This is a genomic window from Rhodanobacter sp. Root561 (assembly GCF_001427365.1).
Classification (GTDB): Bacteria; Pseudomonadota; Gammaproteobacteria; order Xanthomonadales; family Rhodanobacteraceae; genus Rhodanobacter.
On the sequence record NZ_LMGH01000013.1, the window covers coordinates 184,780 to 202,244 of the forward strand.

Sequence of the window (17,465 nt, forward strand, 5' to 3'; positions counted from 1 at the left end):
GTACGCAGGAAACCGCATGAAGGCAGCGTTGATCACGGGCATCACCGGACAGGACGGTGCCTATCTGGCGGAGCTTCTGCTGCATAAGGGCTACCGGGTGGTGGGAGCCTACCGTCGCACCAGTTCGACCAATTTCTGGCGCATCGAGGAACTGGGCATCCTCGGCCACCCGCAGCTGGAGCTGGTGGAGTTCGACCTTACCGACATGGGTGCGGCGATTCGATTGCTGCAGAAGTATCAGGTCAGCGAGGTCTACAACCTCGCCGCACAGAGTTTTGTGGGCGTGTCGTTCGACCAGCCGTTGACGACGACGCAGATCACGGGCGTGGGTGCACTGCACTTGCTGGAGGCGATCCGGGTGGTCGATCCGTCGATCCGCTTCTATCAGGCGTCCACTTCGGAAATGTTCGGCAAGGTGCAGGCGGTTCCGCAATCCGAGGACACGGCGTTCCATCCGCGCAGCCCATACGGCGTGGCCAAGCTGTATGCGCACTGGATCACGGTGAATTATCGCGAATCCTACGGTCTGTTCGGCGCCAGCGGCATCCTGTTCAATCATGAATCGCCGCTGCGCGGACGCGAGTTCGTCACGCGCAAGATCACCGATGCGGTGGCGAAGATACGACTCGGCAAGCTCGACGTGCTGGAACTCGGCAACCTGCACGCGCAGCGCGACTGGGGCTATGCAAAGGAGTATGTCGACGGCATGTGGCGCATGTTGCAGGCCGAGACCCCCGAAACCTGCGTGCTGGCCACCGGGCGTACCGAAACGGTACGCAATTTCGCCACCATGGCGTTTGCGGCCGTGGACATCGAACTGGCATGGGAGGGTACGGAAGCCGATGAGCACGGCGTGGATGCACGAACCGGGAAGACCCTGGTGCGGATCAATCCGCGTCACTACCGGCCGGCAGAGGTCGACCTGCTGATCGGCGATGCGAGCAAGGCCCGTGCCGCATTGGGCTGGTCGGCGCAGACGTCGCTCGAATCACTGTGTCGGATGATGGTCGAGGCCGATCTGCGCAGGAACCAGCATGGCTTCTCCTTCTGAGACAGTGCCGCGGCGGGTGCTGGTCACCGGCCGCGACGGCTTCACCGGCCGCTACGTGGCGGAGGAGCTCGAACGTGCCGGCTACGAGGTCTGCGGCCTGAATGCCCACGGCAGGCGTGTCGACCTGCTCGATGCCGCGGCGGTGCAGGCGGCGGTGGCGGGAATCCGCCCGTGGGCGGTGATCCACCTGGCGGCGATCGCGTTTGTCGCCCACGGCGACGTGGATTCGCTCTACCGGACCAACATCGTCGGCACGCGCCATTTGCTCGCCGCGCTGGCCGAGCTGCCGGCTGCGCCATCGATCGTGGTACTGGCCAGCAGCGCCAACGTGTACGGCCAGGCCGCGGGGCAGACCGACAAGCTCGATGAAAGCGTGCCGGCGGCGCCGGCGAATGATTACGCGGTGAGCAAGCTGGCGATGGAATACATGGCGCGAACCTGGTCCGACCGCCTTCCCTTGGTGTTTACCCGACCCTTCAACTACACCGGCGTGGGCCAGGACGAACGTTTTCTGATTCCGAAAATCGTCGCCCATTTCCGTCGTGGCGAAGGGATCATCGAACTGGGCAACCTCGACGTCTGGCGGGAGTTCATGGACGTGCGGACGGTGGCCTGGACGTACCGCCGTTTGCTGGAAACATGCGGCGAAGGCGACACCTTCAACATCTGCACGGGCAACAGCCATTCGTTGCGCGAGGTGGTCGCGATGATGGAGGACATCGCCGGTCATGCAATCGAGGTCCGGGTGAATCCGGCCTTCGTGCGCGCCAACGAGGTGCAATGTCTTGTTGGCGATCCAGCCCGGTTGCAGAGGCGCATTGGCCCATTTTCGCAGCGGGTTTTACGGGAGACTTTGCACTGGATGTATGGAGCCTGATGCCATGCCATGGCGTGTGATCGTCACGTCAGCGCCAAGCCAGCTGCTGCCCACGAAGTCCTCCATGTCCGTATTGAATACATGAAAGATCAATGCGTTGTCGCGCCACTCGAAGTTCTTGTCCACATGAGAGTCCTCACGAGACAGCGACAATGAAACGGAATAACTGCCCTTGCCAAGCCGCGCCGGAAAGCTGAAGCAGTAAGTGGCTTCCTCCCCCGCGGCCAGATCTTCCAGGGGCTGTTCGAGGCGGTGCGTGTTGATTCCATAGATCGCTTGGCCGAGGCGATCCTTGACCAGGAAACCGAGTACCAACCGCGGCAATGCGGAGTTCACTCTTACACGAACTTGCAGACGAAGTGGTTCGCCAACCTCCACGGTATCGGCGGGACGATCGTGCTGGTTGAGCAGGCGCACATCGACAATGCTGGCCTCACCCGATCCGGATATGGTGGTAACCCGGCCGTCGGCGAGAGTTTTCTGCTGGATCCTGTGGTGGTTTTGTTCGGCCATCATGGCGTTGTAGTAGTCCAGTACGTCGACGGGTGATCCCTGCATGCGGATGCGACCAGCGTCCATCAGGATGGCGCGGTCGCAGACAGTCTGGATGGCATAGCGATCGTGCGAAACGATCAGCAAGGTGGTGCCCTCGCGCCGGAATTCGCGGATGCGCTCGAAACTCTTGTGCTGGAAGTACGAGTCACCCACCGAGAGTGCCTCATCGACAATCAGGATATCCGGTCGCTGGGCGGTCGCCACGCTGAAGGCCAGCCGCATTTGCATGCCGCTGGAATAAGTGCGCACCGGCTGGTCGATGTATTCGCCGATCTCGGCAAAGGCCTCGATGTGCGGCATCAGCTGGGCAATCTCTTCCAGCGACAGCCCCAGCAACTGGCCACCCATCACCGCGTTCTGCCGTCCTGTGAAATCGGGATGGAAACCCATGCCAAGCTCCAGCATGGCAGCCACGCGCCCGCCAATCGTGATCTCGCCGCAACTGGGGCGCACGGTGCCGGCGAGCATCTTCAGCAGAGTGCTCTTGCCGGCACCGTTAGCGCCGACGATACCCACCGCCTCGCCGGCGTGCAGATGGAAGTCGACGTCCTTCAGCACCCAGTGCTCGATGTGGCGCGGCTTGCCGGCAGGCAAAATCCACTCGGCCAATCGCGACCACTGCCCCGGATATTGCTTGTAGGCCTTGCCCAGGCCACTGACGCGGACGTCGCCCATCAGAGTTCGTCCACCATTTCACCCGCCCGACGGCGGAACAGCGTGAGTGCCACCACGCACAGTCCCGCGGCCAGAACGGCAACGGGCCAGATCGTGGACCACGATGGAGCCAGTCCATATACGAAGATGCCCTGGTAGGCCTGCGCCAGCGGGGTCATCGGGTTGAGCTTCATCCATGGTCTGACCGACGCTGGCAAGGTAGCGGTGGAATAGATGATCGGGGTGAACCAGAACCAGAATTGCAGCAGGATGTTGACGAACTGGCCGACGTCCCGAAAAAAGACATTGAGCACGCCGGCGATGATGCCCAGCCCGGTGGCAAATGCAATCTGCACCAGCAGGACCGGTATCGCGTACAGGATGACCCAGCCCGGAAGGCTGTGGGTGACTGCCAGAAAAGCCAGGAAGATCGAGAAGGTGATCGCGAAGTTCACCACGGCGTTGATCACCGTGATCGCGGGCAGACAGATGCGCGGGAAGTTCAGCTTCTTGATCATGTTCCCGTTGTCCAGGAACACCGTCTGCCCACGTTGCAGGATCTCGCCGAACAGCCCCCAGGTCAGCAGACCGGCGCACAGGAAGATGCTGTACGCGTAGGGACTGTCGATGCCGGGCAGGCGCGTGCGCATCAGTTCGGAGAACACCACGGTATAGACCGTGATCATGGCCAGCGGCTGCAACACGGTCCATGCTGCGCCCAGCAGCGAGTTGCGATAGCGCGCCTGGAACTCGCGCTTGACGCTGCCCATGATGAAGCCGCGATAGCGCCACAGGGTGCGGGTGAGGGCGAGGCTCATGAGGCGGCCACGCGGTCAATCGGTTGCTGGCGGACGTGGGAGGGCCGGATCTGGATCATGGCTTGCGCGCAACGATAACCTGGCTCTTGGGCATGAATTGATCCAGTTGCTGTTTGAGCTGGGCGCCTTGCGGCAGCGCCAGAATGGCACGCCAGGACTCGGTCCAGTGATCCAGCGCCGGATGGCTGGGTTTGCCCAGATCCACCTCGCAGGCCCAGAACAGCGCCCACCAGATCGACCAGAAAAACCCGTATTGGGTGTGTTCCTCGATGATCAGCCCGGCATGCGTCACCATGTCGGCAAACTCGGAGCGCTCGATGATACGGACGTGGTTCGGCTTCTGGAAGTAACTCGACGGTGCCACATGCTTCTGCAGGTTCTCCTGCAAGGCGCCCGGTACGGTCAGCAGATAGAGCGCGCCCGGCTTGCCGATGCGTACGAGCTCGGACAGCAATTGCCGAGGATCGTCCACGTGTTCGAGTACCTCGGTGCACAGCACTCGGTTGGCCACCGCGTTGGCCAGCGGCAGCGGATTGCCGTTGCTGACATGGCTGGCATGGCCGCCCGGGCAGCCTTCCGCCAGGCGCGACTCGATCGCGGCGATCACTTGCGGGTCGATGTCGACCACGGTGACGTGGGCCCCGCGCCGCGCACAGAACATGCTGGCACCGCCGTCGCCGCAGCCCACGTCGACCACCGAATCACCGGGTCCGATCGGAATGCCGCGAAAAACCTCGTTGGTGCTGTTCTGGAACCAGCCGCTGAGCACCGCATCATGCAGGCCAACGCCGGCGGCGCCGGACAAGTCGACGACCTCCACTGGCTGACCAGCAGGTGCAGGCGCTCCGGCCTGCTCCGGAGGTGGCGCCAGGCCTAGCAGCTTTTTGGTGAGATCGGACATGGTTACTCCGTCGATGGTGGCGTGTGGTGGACGTATCAAGCTTGTCAGCGGGTGGGTCAACCGTTGCAGGCAATACGGCTCATGCACCGGGATCGATGTTGCTGCTGTCTGGGTAGGCCCGCGAAACCACCAGGGCCTGGCGACTGGTCCGGCGCTGCCTGAAGCGATCCGCGATGCGTCTGCCGCGCAGGCGCAGTGGCTGTTCAAGGTAGCGGTAATTCAGATCGGCCAGCAAGGCAATCAGGCCGCATGCCAGCACGGTCATCAGCCATGCGGACGGATGCACGGGTGAGCCTTGCGCCGTGCCCAGCCGAAAGCAGATTTCACGCAGCAGGAAATACACGGGAACGTGAATCAGATAGATCGCATAGGAGCGGGCTCCGATCCATACCAGCAGATTCTTGCACCAGCCGGTTGGCAGCAGATAGTCGCGGTCGTACGAGGCCAGCCAGACCAGCGCGGCGGAGAGTACGGCAATGGCACTGATGCGGAAGCGCCAGTCGCCAAGATCGCCCGAGGCGAGCATCGCCATGGTCGCCAGCAGCACGAGCGGCAGCACGCTGCGCAGCCAGTGCAGGCGCAGCAGGAAACGCGGGCTCAATTTTTCATAGCCGGCGCGGGGCGCGGCGATTGCCAGCAATACGCCGAGCGCCAGTGCGTCGGTACGCACGGACATCAGCATGGGGGTGCGAAACAGGCACAACTGCAGCAGGACGATGCAGACCATGAGCAGGCCAATGCGTCGATGCAGCGCAAGCGCCAGCAATGGCAGCAGCAGATAGAACTGCTCTTCCAGCGACAGGCTCCAGTAGACGAAGCTGGTGCCGTATTCGTAGCGGAAGAATGCATCGGCAAAGCGGAAATTCGCGACGTTGAAGATGCCGGCCAGGGTCGCCATCAGATTGGCATGGACGCTGCCGAACGCCCCGCTGTGATTGAACGCGACCACAGCCAGCATGATCAGGCCAAGCCATAGCCACGCGGACGGCAGCAGGCGCCAGAAACGGCGGATCCAGAACGCACCGATCACGCCGACCTGTTCGTCCCGGTCGCCGCGGCTGGTGCTCATCTGGGGCAAAAAGCTGCGGGCAATGACGAACCCGGAAATGGCCAGGAAAAGATCCACGCCGAACCAGAAATCCGCGCGATGGAAGAGTTTGTCGATCCACGCCAGTCCCGGATGGAACAAATTTCCCTGCATGTGGTGGAAGACCACGCCGATGACCGCGACCGCGCGCAGGCATTCGATGTCCAGGTTGCGCCGCGCACCAAGCACTTGGCGCTCAGACGGAATCGACATGGCGCGCATCCGGAGTGTTCACCAGCGTGGCCGAAAGTCGCGCATTGACGAATTGTTGCAGTCGCGTTCGCACCACTTCCATCGAGCAGTAATGCTGCAGCGCCATCGTGGCCGCAGCACTCATCGCGGCGTAGACCTCCGGCTCGTGGCGCGCGACTTGGTAACTGCAACGGTAGGCACGGACCAGGGCTTGGTAGTGGACGCGCTGGCGTAGTGTGCGAAATACCTGGCGTTGGTCATGTGGCCAGGTTCCCGGTTCGGAGCTCGAATCGACGATGAAGGCATTTTCCGGCGTGAGATAGTCGAGCATGGCGGTATGGCGGGGGGCCACCGCAGGCTTGCCGGCGGACATGTATTCCATCAACGGCAGACACTGACCTTCACCGTGGGACGTGTTCACCGCATATGTGCTAGAACGCAACAAGGTGTTGTATTCCTCAGTCGGGAGGTAGGCATGGAGCAGCACCACGCGACACGCGAGCGATCCCATCTTGTAGATCGCCTCGAGCATGTTCGGGATCAGGTCACGCGGATCATGATGGGTCAACTTGATCAACAAGGTGGCATCCGCCTTGTCGCGCAGGGCGTCGCAGAAGCCGGTGATCATCTCCATCCAGTTCTTGCGCCCGTCGTGCGGGTTGTAGATGGACGTATAGATCACGCCGTCCAGGACAAGATCCTGCCCACCGGCACGCTCGGGCATCGGCAGGAGGTCTGGCAGGGCCGCCTCGATCAGGCTCATCCGATACGCGCCGAGATCGGTGTGGCGACTGTCCACCAGCAGACTGTTCGCGGGTAATCGCAACTGTCCCGCACTGCCGGCGCGCAGTGTCTGCATGCGATTCCACAGCGGTGCGGGCACCGAACACACGGGAAAATCCGGTCCGAGTGCGTCATGCACGCGCTCGACGGTGAAACTTGAGTGGGTCAGGGCGGATCCAAGTTTACCCAGTACCCGTGTCCAATCGTTGCGCGGTTTGCCGCCGAAGGCCTCATTCGGCGGCGTATCGTATTCCCACGCGAACACCGGGATGGTGGGGCAGGCCAGCCCGAACGGCACTTTGTTTGGCGGCAGGAAGCACAGGAAAACGCACGACTCGCCGTCCCGCTGGCAGTCCGCGTAGATGGCGTCGACCTCGTGTTCCGGATAGGTCACTTCGATGATCGTGCCCAGTTCCTGCAGCAGCGGCCGGAATTCCTCCACCACGAAACGGTAGCTGTACTCGGGGCGCCCGAGTTGGTGGCGCAGGTCACCGCCGGGCGTGCTGGTATGGATGATGATGATCACGATTCGATCGGCGTCGGCTTTTTCAATACGCTGGGCGCGGAGGTTCCGGACCGCTCCTGCGTGGGCAGCCAAGGACACAGGAACCCGCGCAGCTGCGACTTCACCGCGTCCTCGCCGCAATACGCCAGCATCGCCTCCCGCGCGCGACGTGACATCTGCCGGTAACGTCCCGGGTCATGCATGGCAATCTGGTGACTCTGGCGATAGGCCTGCATCAGCGAGTGCCAATCCAGCTGATGGCAACTGGTGCGGTGGGATTCGTTGTCACCGTGCGGCCATGGCTTGGGCAGGCCGGGATAGCTCGCCACCACAAACGCCAGATCATCCTGGATATAGTCCGCCATCGCTGTGTTGTCGGGGGCAATGGCTGGCACTCCGGCAGCGAGAAACTCCATTAACGGAAGACACAAGCCTTCGCACAATGACGCGTTCACGTAATAGTTGGTGGCATCCAGCAGGGCGGCATAGTCCTGGTCTGACAGGTAACCGTTGATGGCGATGACCCGGCACCGGAAGGGCGACAACTTGCTGAGCAGCATCAGGAGCTGGTGATGGTGGAAGGTCAGCTCGGTGCCGGCCAGCTTGAGGATGAGGGTGGCGTCCGCGGTATCCCGGAACGCCCAGCAGAACGCGGTGAGCAGATCTTCCCAGTTCTTGCGCCCGGCGGAGGGGGTCAGCACCGAGGTGTAGACCACGCCGCGCAGGCGCATGCGTATCTGTGCGGCGGCAGGCAAGTCCCAGCCACAAATGGCAGGCTCCGATTCATCCGGCGCGCACGGCACGGCCGCTGGCGCTGGCATGTCAGTGGCGTTGCCGTTCTGGCAGGCCAGGGATCCGGGCAACGCAGCGTCGTCACCTGGATCGAAAGGGGTTCCGTCTTCCTCTTCGAGGCAAAGCAGGCCATTCGGATTGAGCCCCATTTTGGCGCTATCGGCCACGCTGGCGTGAACTCTCAGCAGGGTATCCTCCGGACTCGGCAACGACCGTTCGCTGACCTGCGCGATCGCCAGTGGCGAGGGAATCGCCACGATCGGATAGTCACGCCCCATGCTGCGCTTGACCGCGTCCACCGTGTGGTTGGACAACGTGATGGCTCGGCCCGTTCGGGCCAGCACCTGTCGCCAGTCGTGCCTGGGGTCACCCTGCCAGCAGTTTTCCTCGATCCGCCCCGGAATGTCGGGATACTCCCACGCAAAAACCGGAATCGTGGGGCATTCAAGATCCAGCGGAGTCTTGTGCGGCGGGGCAAACGACAGCAGTACGCAAGCTTCGCCGTTATCGAGGCATTGTGCGTGGATCGGATCCGCCTGTTCGGGATACTGCAGATGGATCACTTCACCCAACTGTGAAAGCACACCGCTGAAGGCGCGCAGCAGGAAAAAGTAGCTGTAGTCGGGAGTGCCAAGCCGTTCCTGGATGGTGAGCTGATCGACTTTAGCGTGGAGAAGGAATTTCATCTGGTTCCGGTCAACGGCGGTGGCCCATGCCAGTCACGAATGCCATTCCCTGCATGTTGCCGCACTATCGGCCCAGGTGGAACATCCGACGGCCGCGGGTCGACCGGGGGTCAGGAAAAATGAACAGGCGTAGCTTCCGCGTTTCGGTGGTACGGGGCAAACGAGTAAGATAACAGTCTTTTATGACTTGCCCTGACCAAGTCCGGATGATCCGCGAATGAAAAAGTCGAACTCCAGCGTTCCCCACGGCCTCGGCACCCGCGCCATCCACGCCGGCCAGCATCCTGATCCCAGCACCGGCGCGATCATGACGCCGATCTACGCGACCTCGACCTACGTGCAGAAGAGTCCCGGCGTGCACCAGGGTTACGAGTATTCGCGCACGCAGAACCCGACCCGGATGGCCTACGAGCGCTGCGTGGCGGATCTGGAAGGCGGCGTCGCCGGCTTCGCCTTCGCGTCGGGACTGGCCGCCGCGGCGACCGTGCTGGACCTGCTCGATTCGGGCAGCCACGTGATCGCGATGGACGACCTGTACGGCGGCACCTACCGCCTGTTCGAGAAGGTACGCCGGCGCTCGGCGGGGCTGGACTTCAGCTTCGTCGACCTGAATGACACCGCCGCGATGAAGGCGGCGCTGAAGCCGAACACCAGGATGATCTGGGCGGAAACGCCGACCAACCCGATGCTGAAGCTGGTCGACCTGGGCAAGGTTGCCGCGTTCGCCAAGAAGCACGGTCTGATCCTGGTGGTCGACAACACGTTCTGCTCGCCGATGGTGCAGCGACCGCTGGAATACGGCGCCGACCTGGTGCTGCATTCGGCCACCAAGTACCTCAACGGCCATTCAGACATGGTCGGCGGCATCGTGGTCGCCAGCAACAAGGAACTGGCCACGCAGATGGGCTTCCTGCAGAACTCGGTCGGTGCGGTGGCCGGCCCGTTCGATGCGTTCCTCGCCATGCGTGGCCTGAAGACCCTGCACCTGCGCATGAAGGCGCATTGCGACAGCGCGCTGGAGCTGGCCAAGTGGCTGGAAAAGCATCCCGCCGTGGAGCGGGTGATCTATCCGGGCCTGAAAAGCCATCCGCAGCACGCGCTGGCGAAGCGCCAGATGCACGGTTTCGGCGGCATCATCACGATCGAGGTGAAGGGTGGCCTGAAGAAGGCCCGGCGCATGCTGGAGCGCTGCGAACTGTTCGCGCTGGCCGAGTCGCTGGGCGGCGTCGAAAGCCTGATCGAGCATCCGGCGATCATGACCCACGCCTCGGTGCCGGCAGCCAATCGCAAGCGGCTGGGCATCAGCGACGGGCTGATCCGGCTGTCGGTCGGGGTGGAGGACGTAACCGATCTGATGGCTGAGCTGAAGAACTCGCTGGCCTGAGCATCCAGGCAAGCGTGATCGACAGGATGGCTAGACACGCCACTTGAACGCGAGACGTCATTGGCGCTGACAGCGTGAGGAGAACAAGTTGCAGAGCCAACAACGCTGCATCACGGAGTTAATTGAATGATATCTGCCTTGGTTAGAAACAGGGAGCTTCTGTGGGCCTTGTCAAAACGCGAAATTGCTGCGCGCTTCAAGGGATCCTACGGCGGCTTGTCCTGGTACGTCATTCAAAACCTGCTCCTTTTGGCGCTCTATTCGTTTGTGTTCGGGAGCTTGTTCAAGAGCCGATGGGCGCAGGGGGAACACGTGCAGGGCAACTACACTATTGCGCTATTTACCGGGCTTATATTGTTTAATATTTTTGCCGAATGCATCAATCGTGCACCTACCTTGATACTGAGTAATGCGAATTACGTCAAAAAGGTGGTATTTCCCCTTGAAATATTGCCGGTGATCCAACTCGTCACGGCCGTGTTCAATGCCATCATTGCCATATTTGTACTCGTGGCAATGGCCATTTTCCTCAATGCGCCGATGCATTGGCAGGGGCTTTGGATCCCGGTCATCATACTTCCCTTGTTGATCATGATATTGGGCTTGAGCTGGTTTCTTGCGGCCTTGGGGACTTATGTCAGGGACGTCAATCAGGTGGTCGCCTTGGTCATCAGCGCCACGATGTTCCTGTCGCCGCTCTTCTACCAGATATCGACCTTGCCGGAAAAGGCGAGGCCCTATATCAGGTTGAACCCGTTGACCATACCAATGGAGGAGGCGCGCGGGGCGTTGATGTTTGGAGAGCTTCCGGACTTCGAGGTGCTGGCCGTCTATCTCGGCATATCCCTGGTAATGGCCGCGTTGGGGTTTGTCTTCTTTCAAAAGGCGCGCAAGGGATTCCCTGATGTCCTCTGACGTCTCCATTCGTGCCCACGGTCTGTCCAAGTGCTACCAGATGTACGACGCGCCGGTGCATCGGCTGTGGCAGTCCTTTCTGCGCGGCCGAAAAAGGCTGTATCGTGAATTCTGGGCGCTCAAAGACATCAGCTTTGAGGTCGAGAAGGGGCAGACATTCGGCGTCATTGGCAAGAACGGATCCGGGAAGTCCACGCTCCTGCAGATTGTCTGCGGCACCTTGGCCGCCACGTCAGGTACGGTCGCTTGCACCGGCAAGGTAGCTGCACTTCTGGAACTGGGAGCCGGTTTCAATCCGGAGTTCACCGGCCGACAGAACGCCGTTCTCAGTGGTGGCATCTACGGGCTCTCTACGGCCGACATCACGGCAAGACTGCCAAAAATCATTGAATTCGCCGAGATAGGCGATTTCATAGATCGGCCAGTGAAGACGTATTCAAGTGGCATGTTCGTTCGCCTCGCGTTTGCGGTCATTGCGCATGTCGATGCGGAAATCATGGTGATTGACGAGGCGCTCGCCGTTGGCGATGCACAATTCACGCAAAAGTGCATGAGGTTTCTGCGCGACTTCAAGGAGACGGGTACCCTGATCTTCGTAAGTCACGACACAGGGGCCGTGCGGAGTCTGTGCGACAGGGCGATGTGGATCGACAAGGGCGAAATGCGCGCCATAGGTGACGCCAAGTCTGTTACGGAAAAGTACCTGGCGTCCCTGTTCAATCAGGCGCAAAAGGATGAGCGGCTCGATCATCACGCCGTGCAGAAGGTGCTTGGCGCCCGTGAATGGAGGGATCAGCGTCGCGACCTGGTAATGCGTTCGTCAATCAGAAATGATCTTGAGGTTTTCAAGTTCAATCCGAATGTCAAATCGTTTGGCCAGGGAGGGGTCACCTTGGCGGACGTGGCCTTGCTCGGGGAAGACGATAATCCCCTGTCGTGGGTCGTCGGCGGCGAAATGGTTTCATTGCTGGTTCACGCACGATGTCTGGAGGCGATACGCCAACCCATCATCGGATTTTTCCTGAAGGACAAGCTGGGGCAGACCCTCTTTGGCGACAACACGTACCTGACCTATATAGATTCGCCGCCGACTGCCATCAAGGGAAACGTGTTGCGGGCGCAGTTCACGTTTCCGATGCCCATCATGCCGGTGGGAGACTACAGTTTCGACGTCGCCATTGCGGATGGCACGCAGATGGACCATCAGCAGTTGCTGTGGGCGCATGACGTCCTTGTGATTCGCTCAGTGTCCAGCAGCGTTTCCACCGGTCTGGTCGGCGTTCCGATGCTGGATGTGAAGATCGAGGTCGACGGCAATGACGGATGATTCCCGTATATCGCCTTACGACTACAGTTTCGATCCGGACGGGCTGAGTACGGCGGCGCGCTTGTCGCGTCTCGTGGGATCCGATCGCCGGGTGCTGGAACTGGGCTGTGGTTATGGGGTCATCACCCGCCAGCTTGCCGTCGAGCAGGGATGCGCGGTCACCGGAGTGGAATACGATGCGGCCAGCGCTGAACACGCCCGGCCCTGGCTTGACCAACTGGTCGTCGGAGACCTTGAGGATGCCTCGTGGGCCACGGATATCCCGCCCCCGTTCGATGTGGTTCTCGCCGCTGATGTCATCGAGCATTTGCGCGATCCCCTGAGGTTGTTGCGCGAGCTGCGCGGCATGCTCGGAGAAGACGGATATCTCGTCCTGTCCGTGCCGAACGTTGGGCATGCCGGGGTCATCGCGGAATTGTTGTGCGGTCGATTTGACTATAAGGCCACGGGCATTCTGGACGAGACACATCTGCGATTCTTTACATGGAACTCCCTGGAATCGATGCTCAATTCGGCCGGTTGGGAGGTTACCCATCGCGAAACAGTCGACGCGGGGGGCTCGCATGAACAGTTCCATGAATGCTGGATCAAGCTGCCTGCCAATGTAAGGGCGTTGCTTGACAGCCATCCCACGGCAAACGTTTTTCAGTATGTGTTGACAGCTCGGCCAGCGGCGAATCCGCGTATATTGCCGCTGGGCGACGAAGCAAGGTTGCATTCATGGCTCAATAAGTCCGCGCAGTAGCCATAGACTTGACTGCGTTCATATCTCATGCCGTGAAGAAACATATGCGCTTACCCGAAGTTAGTGTTGTCATCCCTTCGTACAACCACGAGAAGTTCATCACGGAGGCTGTGACCAGCGTTCTGGGCCAGACCTTTGGCGACATCGAAGTGATCGCCATTGACGATGGATCCGTGGATGGCTCGTTCGCTCTGCTGGAGAGCTTGGCGCGTGGCGACGAACGATTGAAAGTTCTTCGGCAGGACAACGCAGGGTCGCATGCCACGATCAATCGTGGCGTGCAGCTTTCAAATGCCCCGTGGATTGCGATCCTGAATTCGGACGATGCATGGGCCGTTGATCGACTGGAAGTGATGCTCGCGGATGCAAAAAGAGGTGGCGGGGACTTTCTTTTCAGTGACACGATTCTTGTCGACGGGGAGGGAGCAGAGATCGTCGATGAGGCTTTCTGGTGGAATGCGAGTCTTGCGCGGATTCGTCAACGGGTTGTCGAACACGGTGTGGACGACGGATTGCTTTACGGCAACCTCACCGTGTCAACGTCAAATTTCCTCCTACGCAGGGAGGTGTTCTCCAAGGTCGGTCCGTTCAGAAATTATCGTTACAACCTGGACTGGGATTTTGTGCTGCGCTGCGTATTCGCCAAAGACGTGAACGTCCAGTTCGTCCAGCAGAAGTTGCTGCAATACCGACTGCACGGAAAGAACACCATTCTCGGTGGAATGCCGGTGGCGGCCATCGAGGCGCAATCGATAATACGCCGGATTTGCCACGCGCATTTCGGCGTGCCGCAGAGCCTGGTTTTGAGCCAGCGTAGGAATGACCGCTTGCTGCGCAGGTATCTGAGCGGGCGCGCGAAGCGCCTGGAAGTCTCGTACGCGGAACTGACGGCCGATCGGGATCGACTCACAAGTCTGCTGGAGGAGCGCCAGGGACTCATTGAAGTCGAGCGCAAGGCGGCGGCGCATCGTGTTGAAGGCCTGACCGCCGACATCCTGGCAATCGAATCGAGCAGGAACGAATTCGAGGCACTTCTGACCTCCAGGCAGGCGGCCATCGAGAGAGAGCGTCTGGAGCAAGAACTGCATCGCGCGCAATCTTATCGGCGTCACGTATGCACGGTGCTGGAGAAGGATATGGCGGCGTGCCGGGCGGCCAGAATCGAGGGACTTGCCGCGCTCTATCAGGCGGAAGCGGACAGGTGGAAGCGTCATCGGTTGCGCGGATGGAGAGACCGTGCAATGGAGATCTTGCGCCCTGTCGAAAGTCCCCTGTTCCCCGATCCGCTTCGACTGAAGGAGGTCGTTCGGGGCTGCGGACAACTTCGCAGCGTTGTGTGCGAGTCGGAGCTGGCGACCAATCGAACTCCCCGCGTCGCCGCCCACGTTCACTTGTATTACAAGGAGCTTGCTCCTGAGCTTGTTGGCTACCTTCAGCACGTTTCTGGACTGCAGAAGGTCGTGATCACCGGGCCATGGGATCTCGCTGCCCTCGAGGCAAGCCTTGAACCTCTCAAGGAAGTCTGTCCGGACGTACGTGTCGAGCAGGTGCCGAATCGGGGAAAGGATGTAGGCGGGCTCATTCGTGCGATCGAACGACACGAGTTGCTCGATTCCGACTATTTGTTGAAGATCCATTCCAAGAAGAGCCACAATCCGGCGACATACTTCGCTGCGATTTCCGAGCTTTTTGGACTTCACATAGAGAACGGCGATCAGTGGAGAGGGGCGCTGATTGAACCGTTGGCCGGGAGTCGAGAGCGGGTCTCCAACATCCTTCACTGGCTGAATAGCGATCCGACTCTGGGCATGGTGGGCGCCGCTCCGTTCGTTACCAGCGCTCCGGATGCAAACGTCGCGCTGTATCAGGAAATATGCATGAAGTTTGGCGTTCCTCTTGGAATGCCTTTCGTGGCGGGTACGATGTTTTGGGTGCGGAGTTCATTGCTTGCGCCCCTGCTTGATGGGTTCGTAGGCCTGGATGACTTCGAAATCAACAGCCATTCGGTGGAGGGCGGACTGGAACACGTCATGGAGAGACTTTTCGGTGCTCTGGTGCTCGCAAGGGGTTTTGACCTGCTCAAGGTGGAGTCATGAGTGCTCTAACCAATGAAAGCGTCCCTGTTTTCATCATCTCGTTCAATCGGGTCAGTTACATCCGGGAGGTTATCCATGCGCTGGAAGGCTTTGGATTTCAGAACCTCACGATTGTCGACAACGCTTCGACGTATGAGCCATTGCTCGACTACCTCGACAAAAGCCCGCACAGGGTGGTTCGGCTTTCGCAGAATTTTGGCCACCTCGCACTTTGGCGTAGCGAACGGTTCTCCAAAATCATCGACCATGAGAAGTTCATCCTGAACGACAGCGATGTGGCGCCAGCAGCCAATTGCCCTGTCGACATCACCGGAATGCTTGATGAAGTACTCGAGCGCTACCCACGCCACACGAAGGCTGGTCTCTCGCTCCGCATAGATGATCTGCCGGACTTCTATGCATTCAAGGATCAAGTACTGGCTTGGGAGAAGCCGTTTTGGGAAACGAAGCTTCCTGACGGACATTATGAAGCGGCCATCGACACGACCTTTGCACTGTATCGGCCAGGGATACATTGTGATGAGGACCGTTGGTGGAGGTCCATTCGCACTGCACCGCCGTATTCCGCCGTCCATCTGCCCTGGTATCAGAATACGGCGAACATCACTCCCGAAGACGCATACTATCAGCGTGCTGTAGCCGGCATTTCCAGCCAGTGGAGCATTACGGATCCTGTTCTTCTGAAGAACCAGAACACCGAGTTGCAGCACCAGATTGCTGCCTTGAAGCGCGAAATTGCCGCGCTCAGAGGAAGAGTCGAACCCGGTGCTTCAAGTTGGAAGAGGGCCGCCAAAACAGGTCTGGACACCGTGGGCCTGTTGACACTTACACAGCAGATACGTGAAAAATTGAGACGAATGAAATGATTGATTGCATCTTTACTTCCATCAACAACGGCTACCTTCCCAAGGCGCGCATTCTCGCCGCATCGGTACGCAAGCATCACCCAGAAGCAAAAATGGTGCTGATGCTGAGTGACGAGCGTGCACCTGGGCTCGACTATGGCGACTTCGATCTGGTTCTTGGCCCTGCCGACGTGGTCAAAGGGGTGGCCAACCTGGACGCCTGGATTTTCGAGCACACCGTTGTAGAGCTTTGCACGGCGGTCAAGCCGTTCGCTTTCAAGCACCTGTTCGACACCTACGGCTACCGCAGCATCGTCTATCAGGACCCGGACACGGTGCTCTATTCCCGCCTCACCGAGTTGGAGCAGGAACTGGAGCGGCATCCGATCGTTCTGACGCCCCATGTCACGACGCCGGCAGTGGATACGGATGACCTGCTCGACGGGGAGATGCTCGGTTGTCTGCGCCACGGCGTATTCAACCTGGGTTTTGCCGCGTTGACGCAGGAAGGTGAGGGGCCGCTGTTTTTGCAATGGTGGCTTGATCGTTGTCGTGAATACTGCTTTGACGACAACCAGCGTGGCTTGTTTACCGATCAGAAGTGGATCGACCTGGCGCCGTGCTTTTTCCAGACTCTGAAGATCTTCCGTCTGCCGTCCTACAACGTCGCGACGTGGAACCTTTACTACCGCCAAGTCAGCAGGTCTCCGTTGGGAGAAATCGTCGTCAATCACGACTTTCCGCTGCGTTTCTATCACTTCTCGGGGTTCGATCTTGGCACCCACGAACACATGCTGACAAAGCATGATGCGGGCAACGCGTGTCTTCGCGAGATGACGGACTGGTATTCCTCCGAGCTCAAGCGTCTGGCCAATCCTGGAGACGTTCTGGGGAAATACGACCATTTTCCGAATGGACGGGCAATTCCCGCCGATTGGCGTCGCTACTACCGGAGTCATCCCGCACTCAAGGCGATGATCCCGCATCCGTTCGAGCAATTCGGCGAAGTGATTGCGCATTTTGACAGCTCGCCGAGACAGATCCCGGTGGATCCCGGTATGTCGACGTTGGAGAGATTCGTCCGTCGCCGGCCGGGGTTTGCTGCGATGGTGAAGAAGGTTATTCCGGCATCGTTGTTGCGCCATGTAAGCGGACGATGACTCCCATCAGACCGACTGGCAGTTACATCGCGGTACGAAAGGTGCCGCGGTCGCCCGGGATTCACCCGGCCCGCTCCGTGTAGCGTCATCGG

Annotated in this window: 15 protein-coding genes; 9 read left to right on the forward strand and 6 right to left on the reverse strand. The window is 60.0% G+C overall.

Annotated elements, in window-relative coordinates:
• Window positions 1–16: 16 nt before the first annotated feature.
• Together gmd and ASD55_RS13115 are read left to right on the forward strand one after the other, a co-directional pair.
• Window positions 17–1,051, forward strand: a complete 1,035-nt coding sequence (gene gmd / locus ASD55_RS13110; RefSeq protein ID WP_056717380.1) for a GDP-mannose 4,6-dehydratase — start codon at window positions 17–19, stop codon at window positions 1,049–1,051.
• On the forward strand, window positions 1,035–1,928 hold the full coding sequence (locus ASD55_RS13115; protein WP_056766743.1) for a GDP-mannose 4,6-dehydratase: 894 nt from the start codon (window positions 1,035–1,037) through the stop codon (window positions 1,926–1,928). The genes gmd and ASD55_RS13115 overlap by 17 nt, the downstream gene beginning before the upstream one ends.
• Here the strand turns inward: ASD55_RS13115 and ASD55_RS13120 are convergent.
• From ASD55_RS13120 to ASD55_RS13145, 6 genes are read right to left on the reverse strand one after another with little or no spacing between them, the layout of a single operon-like run.
• Window positions 1,893–3,158 carry an ABC transporter ATP-binding protein gene (locus ASD55_RS13120; RefSeq protein WP_056766744.1) on the reverse strand — a complete coding sequence of 422 codons (1,266 nt, stop codon included), beginning with the start codon at window positions 3,156–3,158 and terminating at the stop codon, window positions 1,893–1,895. The genes ASD55_RS13115 and ASD55_RS13120 overlap by 36 nt on opposite strands.
• A complete protein-coding gene (locus ASD55_RS13125) occupies window positions 3,158–3,955 on the reverse strand; it encodes an ABC transporter permease (protein WP_056766746.1) in 798 nt (265 codons plus the stop codon). The genes ASD55_RS13120 and ASD55_RS13125 overlap by 1 nt, the downstream gene beginning before the upstream one ends.
• 55 nt (window positions 3,956–4,010) lie before the next feature.
• Window positions 4,011–4,916: a class I SAM-dependent methyltransferase gene (locus tag ASD55_RS13130; RefSeq protein ID WP_235577813.1), complete on the reverse strand. Its 906-nt coding sequence runs from the start codon at window positions 4,914–4,916 to the stop codon at window positions 4,011–4,013.
• 19 nt (window positions 4,917–4,935) lie between these two features.
• A complete protein-coding gene (locus ASD55_RS13135; protein WP_056717407.1) occupies window positions 4,936–6,156 on the reverse strand; it encodes an acyltransferase in 1,221 nt (406 codons plus the stop codon).
• The gene (locus ASD55_RS13140; RefSeq protein ID WP_056766749.1) at window positions 6,140–7,444 is read right to left on the reverse strand and encodes a glycosyltransferase; all 1,305 of its coding nucleotides are present in this window, start codon (window positions 7,442–7,444) and stop codon (window positions 6,140–6,142) included. Before ASD55_RS13140 ends, ASD55_RS13135 begins: the two co-directional genes overlap by 17 nt.
• Window positions 7,441–8,901: a glycosyltransferase gene (locus ASD55_RS13145; protein WP_056717386.1), complete on the reverse strand. Its 1,461-nt coding sequence runs from the start codon at window positions 8,899–8,901 to the stop codon at window positions 7,441–7,443. The genes ASD55_RS13140 and ASD55_RS13145 overlap by 4 nt, the downstream gene beginning before the upstream one ends.
• A 217-nt stretch (window positions 8,902–9,118) precedes the next feature.
• Here ASD55_RS13145 and ASD55_RS13150 point away from each other — a divergent pair, with 217 nt between their 5' ends.
• From ASD55_RS13150 to ASD55_RS13180, 7 genes are all read left to right on the forward strand, one after another.
• A complete protein-coding gene (locus ASD55_RS13150; RefSeq protein ID WP_056766751.1) occupies window positions 9,119–10,285 on the forward strand; it encodes a PLP-dependent aspartate aminotransferase family protein in 1,167 nt (388 codons plus the stop codon).
• Window positions 10,286–10,411: 126 nt separating this feature from the next.
• Window positions 10,412–11,200 (forward strand): ABC transporter permease, encoded by a 789-nt coding sequence (locus ASD55_RS13155; RefSeq protein WP_056717388.1) that lies wholly within the window; start codon window positions 10,412–10,414, stop codon window positions 11,198–11,200.
• Window positions 11,190–12,527 (forward strand): ABC transporter ATP-binding protein, encoded by a 1,338-nt coding sequence (locus tag ASD55_RS13160; protein WP_056766753.1) that lies wholly within the window; start codon window positions 11,190–11,192, stop codon window positions 12,525–12,527. Before ASD55_RS13155 ends, ASD55_RS13160 begins: the two co-directional genes overlap by 11 nt.
• Window positions 12,517–13,272 carry a class I SAM-dependent methyltransferase gene (locus ASD55_RS13165; protein ID WP_056766755.1) on the forward strand — a complete coding sequence of 252 codons (756 nt, stop codon included), beginning with the start codon at window positions 12,517–12,519 and terminating at the stop codon, window positions 13,270–13,272. Before ASD55_RS13160 ends, ASD55_RS13165 begins: the two co-directional genes overlap by 11 nt.
• A 44-nt stretch (window positions 13,273–13,316) precedes the next feature.
• On the forward strand, window positions 13,317–15,368 hold the full coding sequence (locus ASD55_RS13170) for a glycosyltransferase (RefSeq protein WP_056766757.1): 2,052 nt from the start codon (window positions 13,317–13,319) through the stop codon (window positions 15,366–15,368).
• Window positions 15,365–16,234, forward strand: a complete 870-nt coding sequence (locus ASD55_RS13175) for a glycosyltransferase family 2 protein (protein WP_056766759.1) — start codon at window positions 15,365–15,367, stop codon at window positions 16,232–16,234. The genes ASD55_RS13170 and ASD55_RS13175 overlap by 4 nt, the downstream gene beginning before the upstream one ends.
• Window positions 16,231–17,373 carry a hypothetical protein gene (locus ASD55_RS13180; protein ID WP_056766761.1) on the forward strand — a complete coding sequence of 381 codons (1,143 nt, stop codon included), beginning with the start codon at window positions 16,231–16,233 and terminating at the stop codon, window positions 17,371–17,373. Before ASD55_RS13175 ends, ASD55_RS13180 begins: the two co-directional genes overlap by 4 nt.
• The last annotated feature ends 92 nt before the right edge of the window (window positions 17,374–17,465 follow it).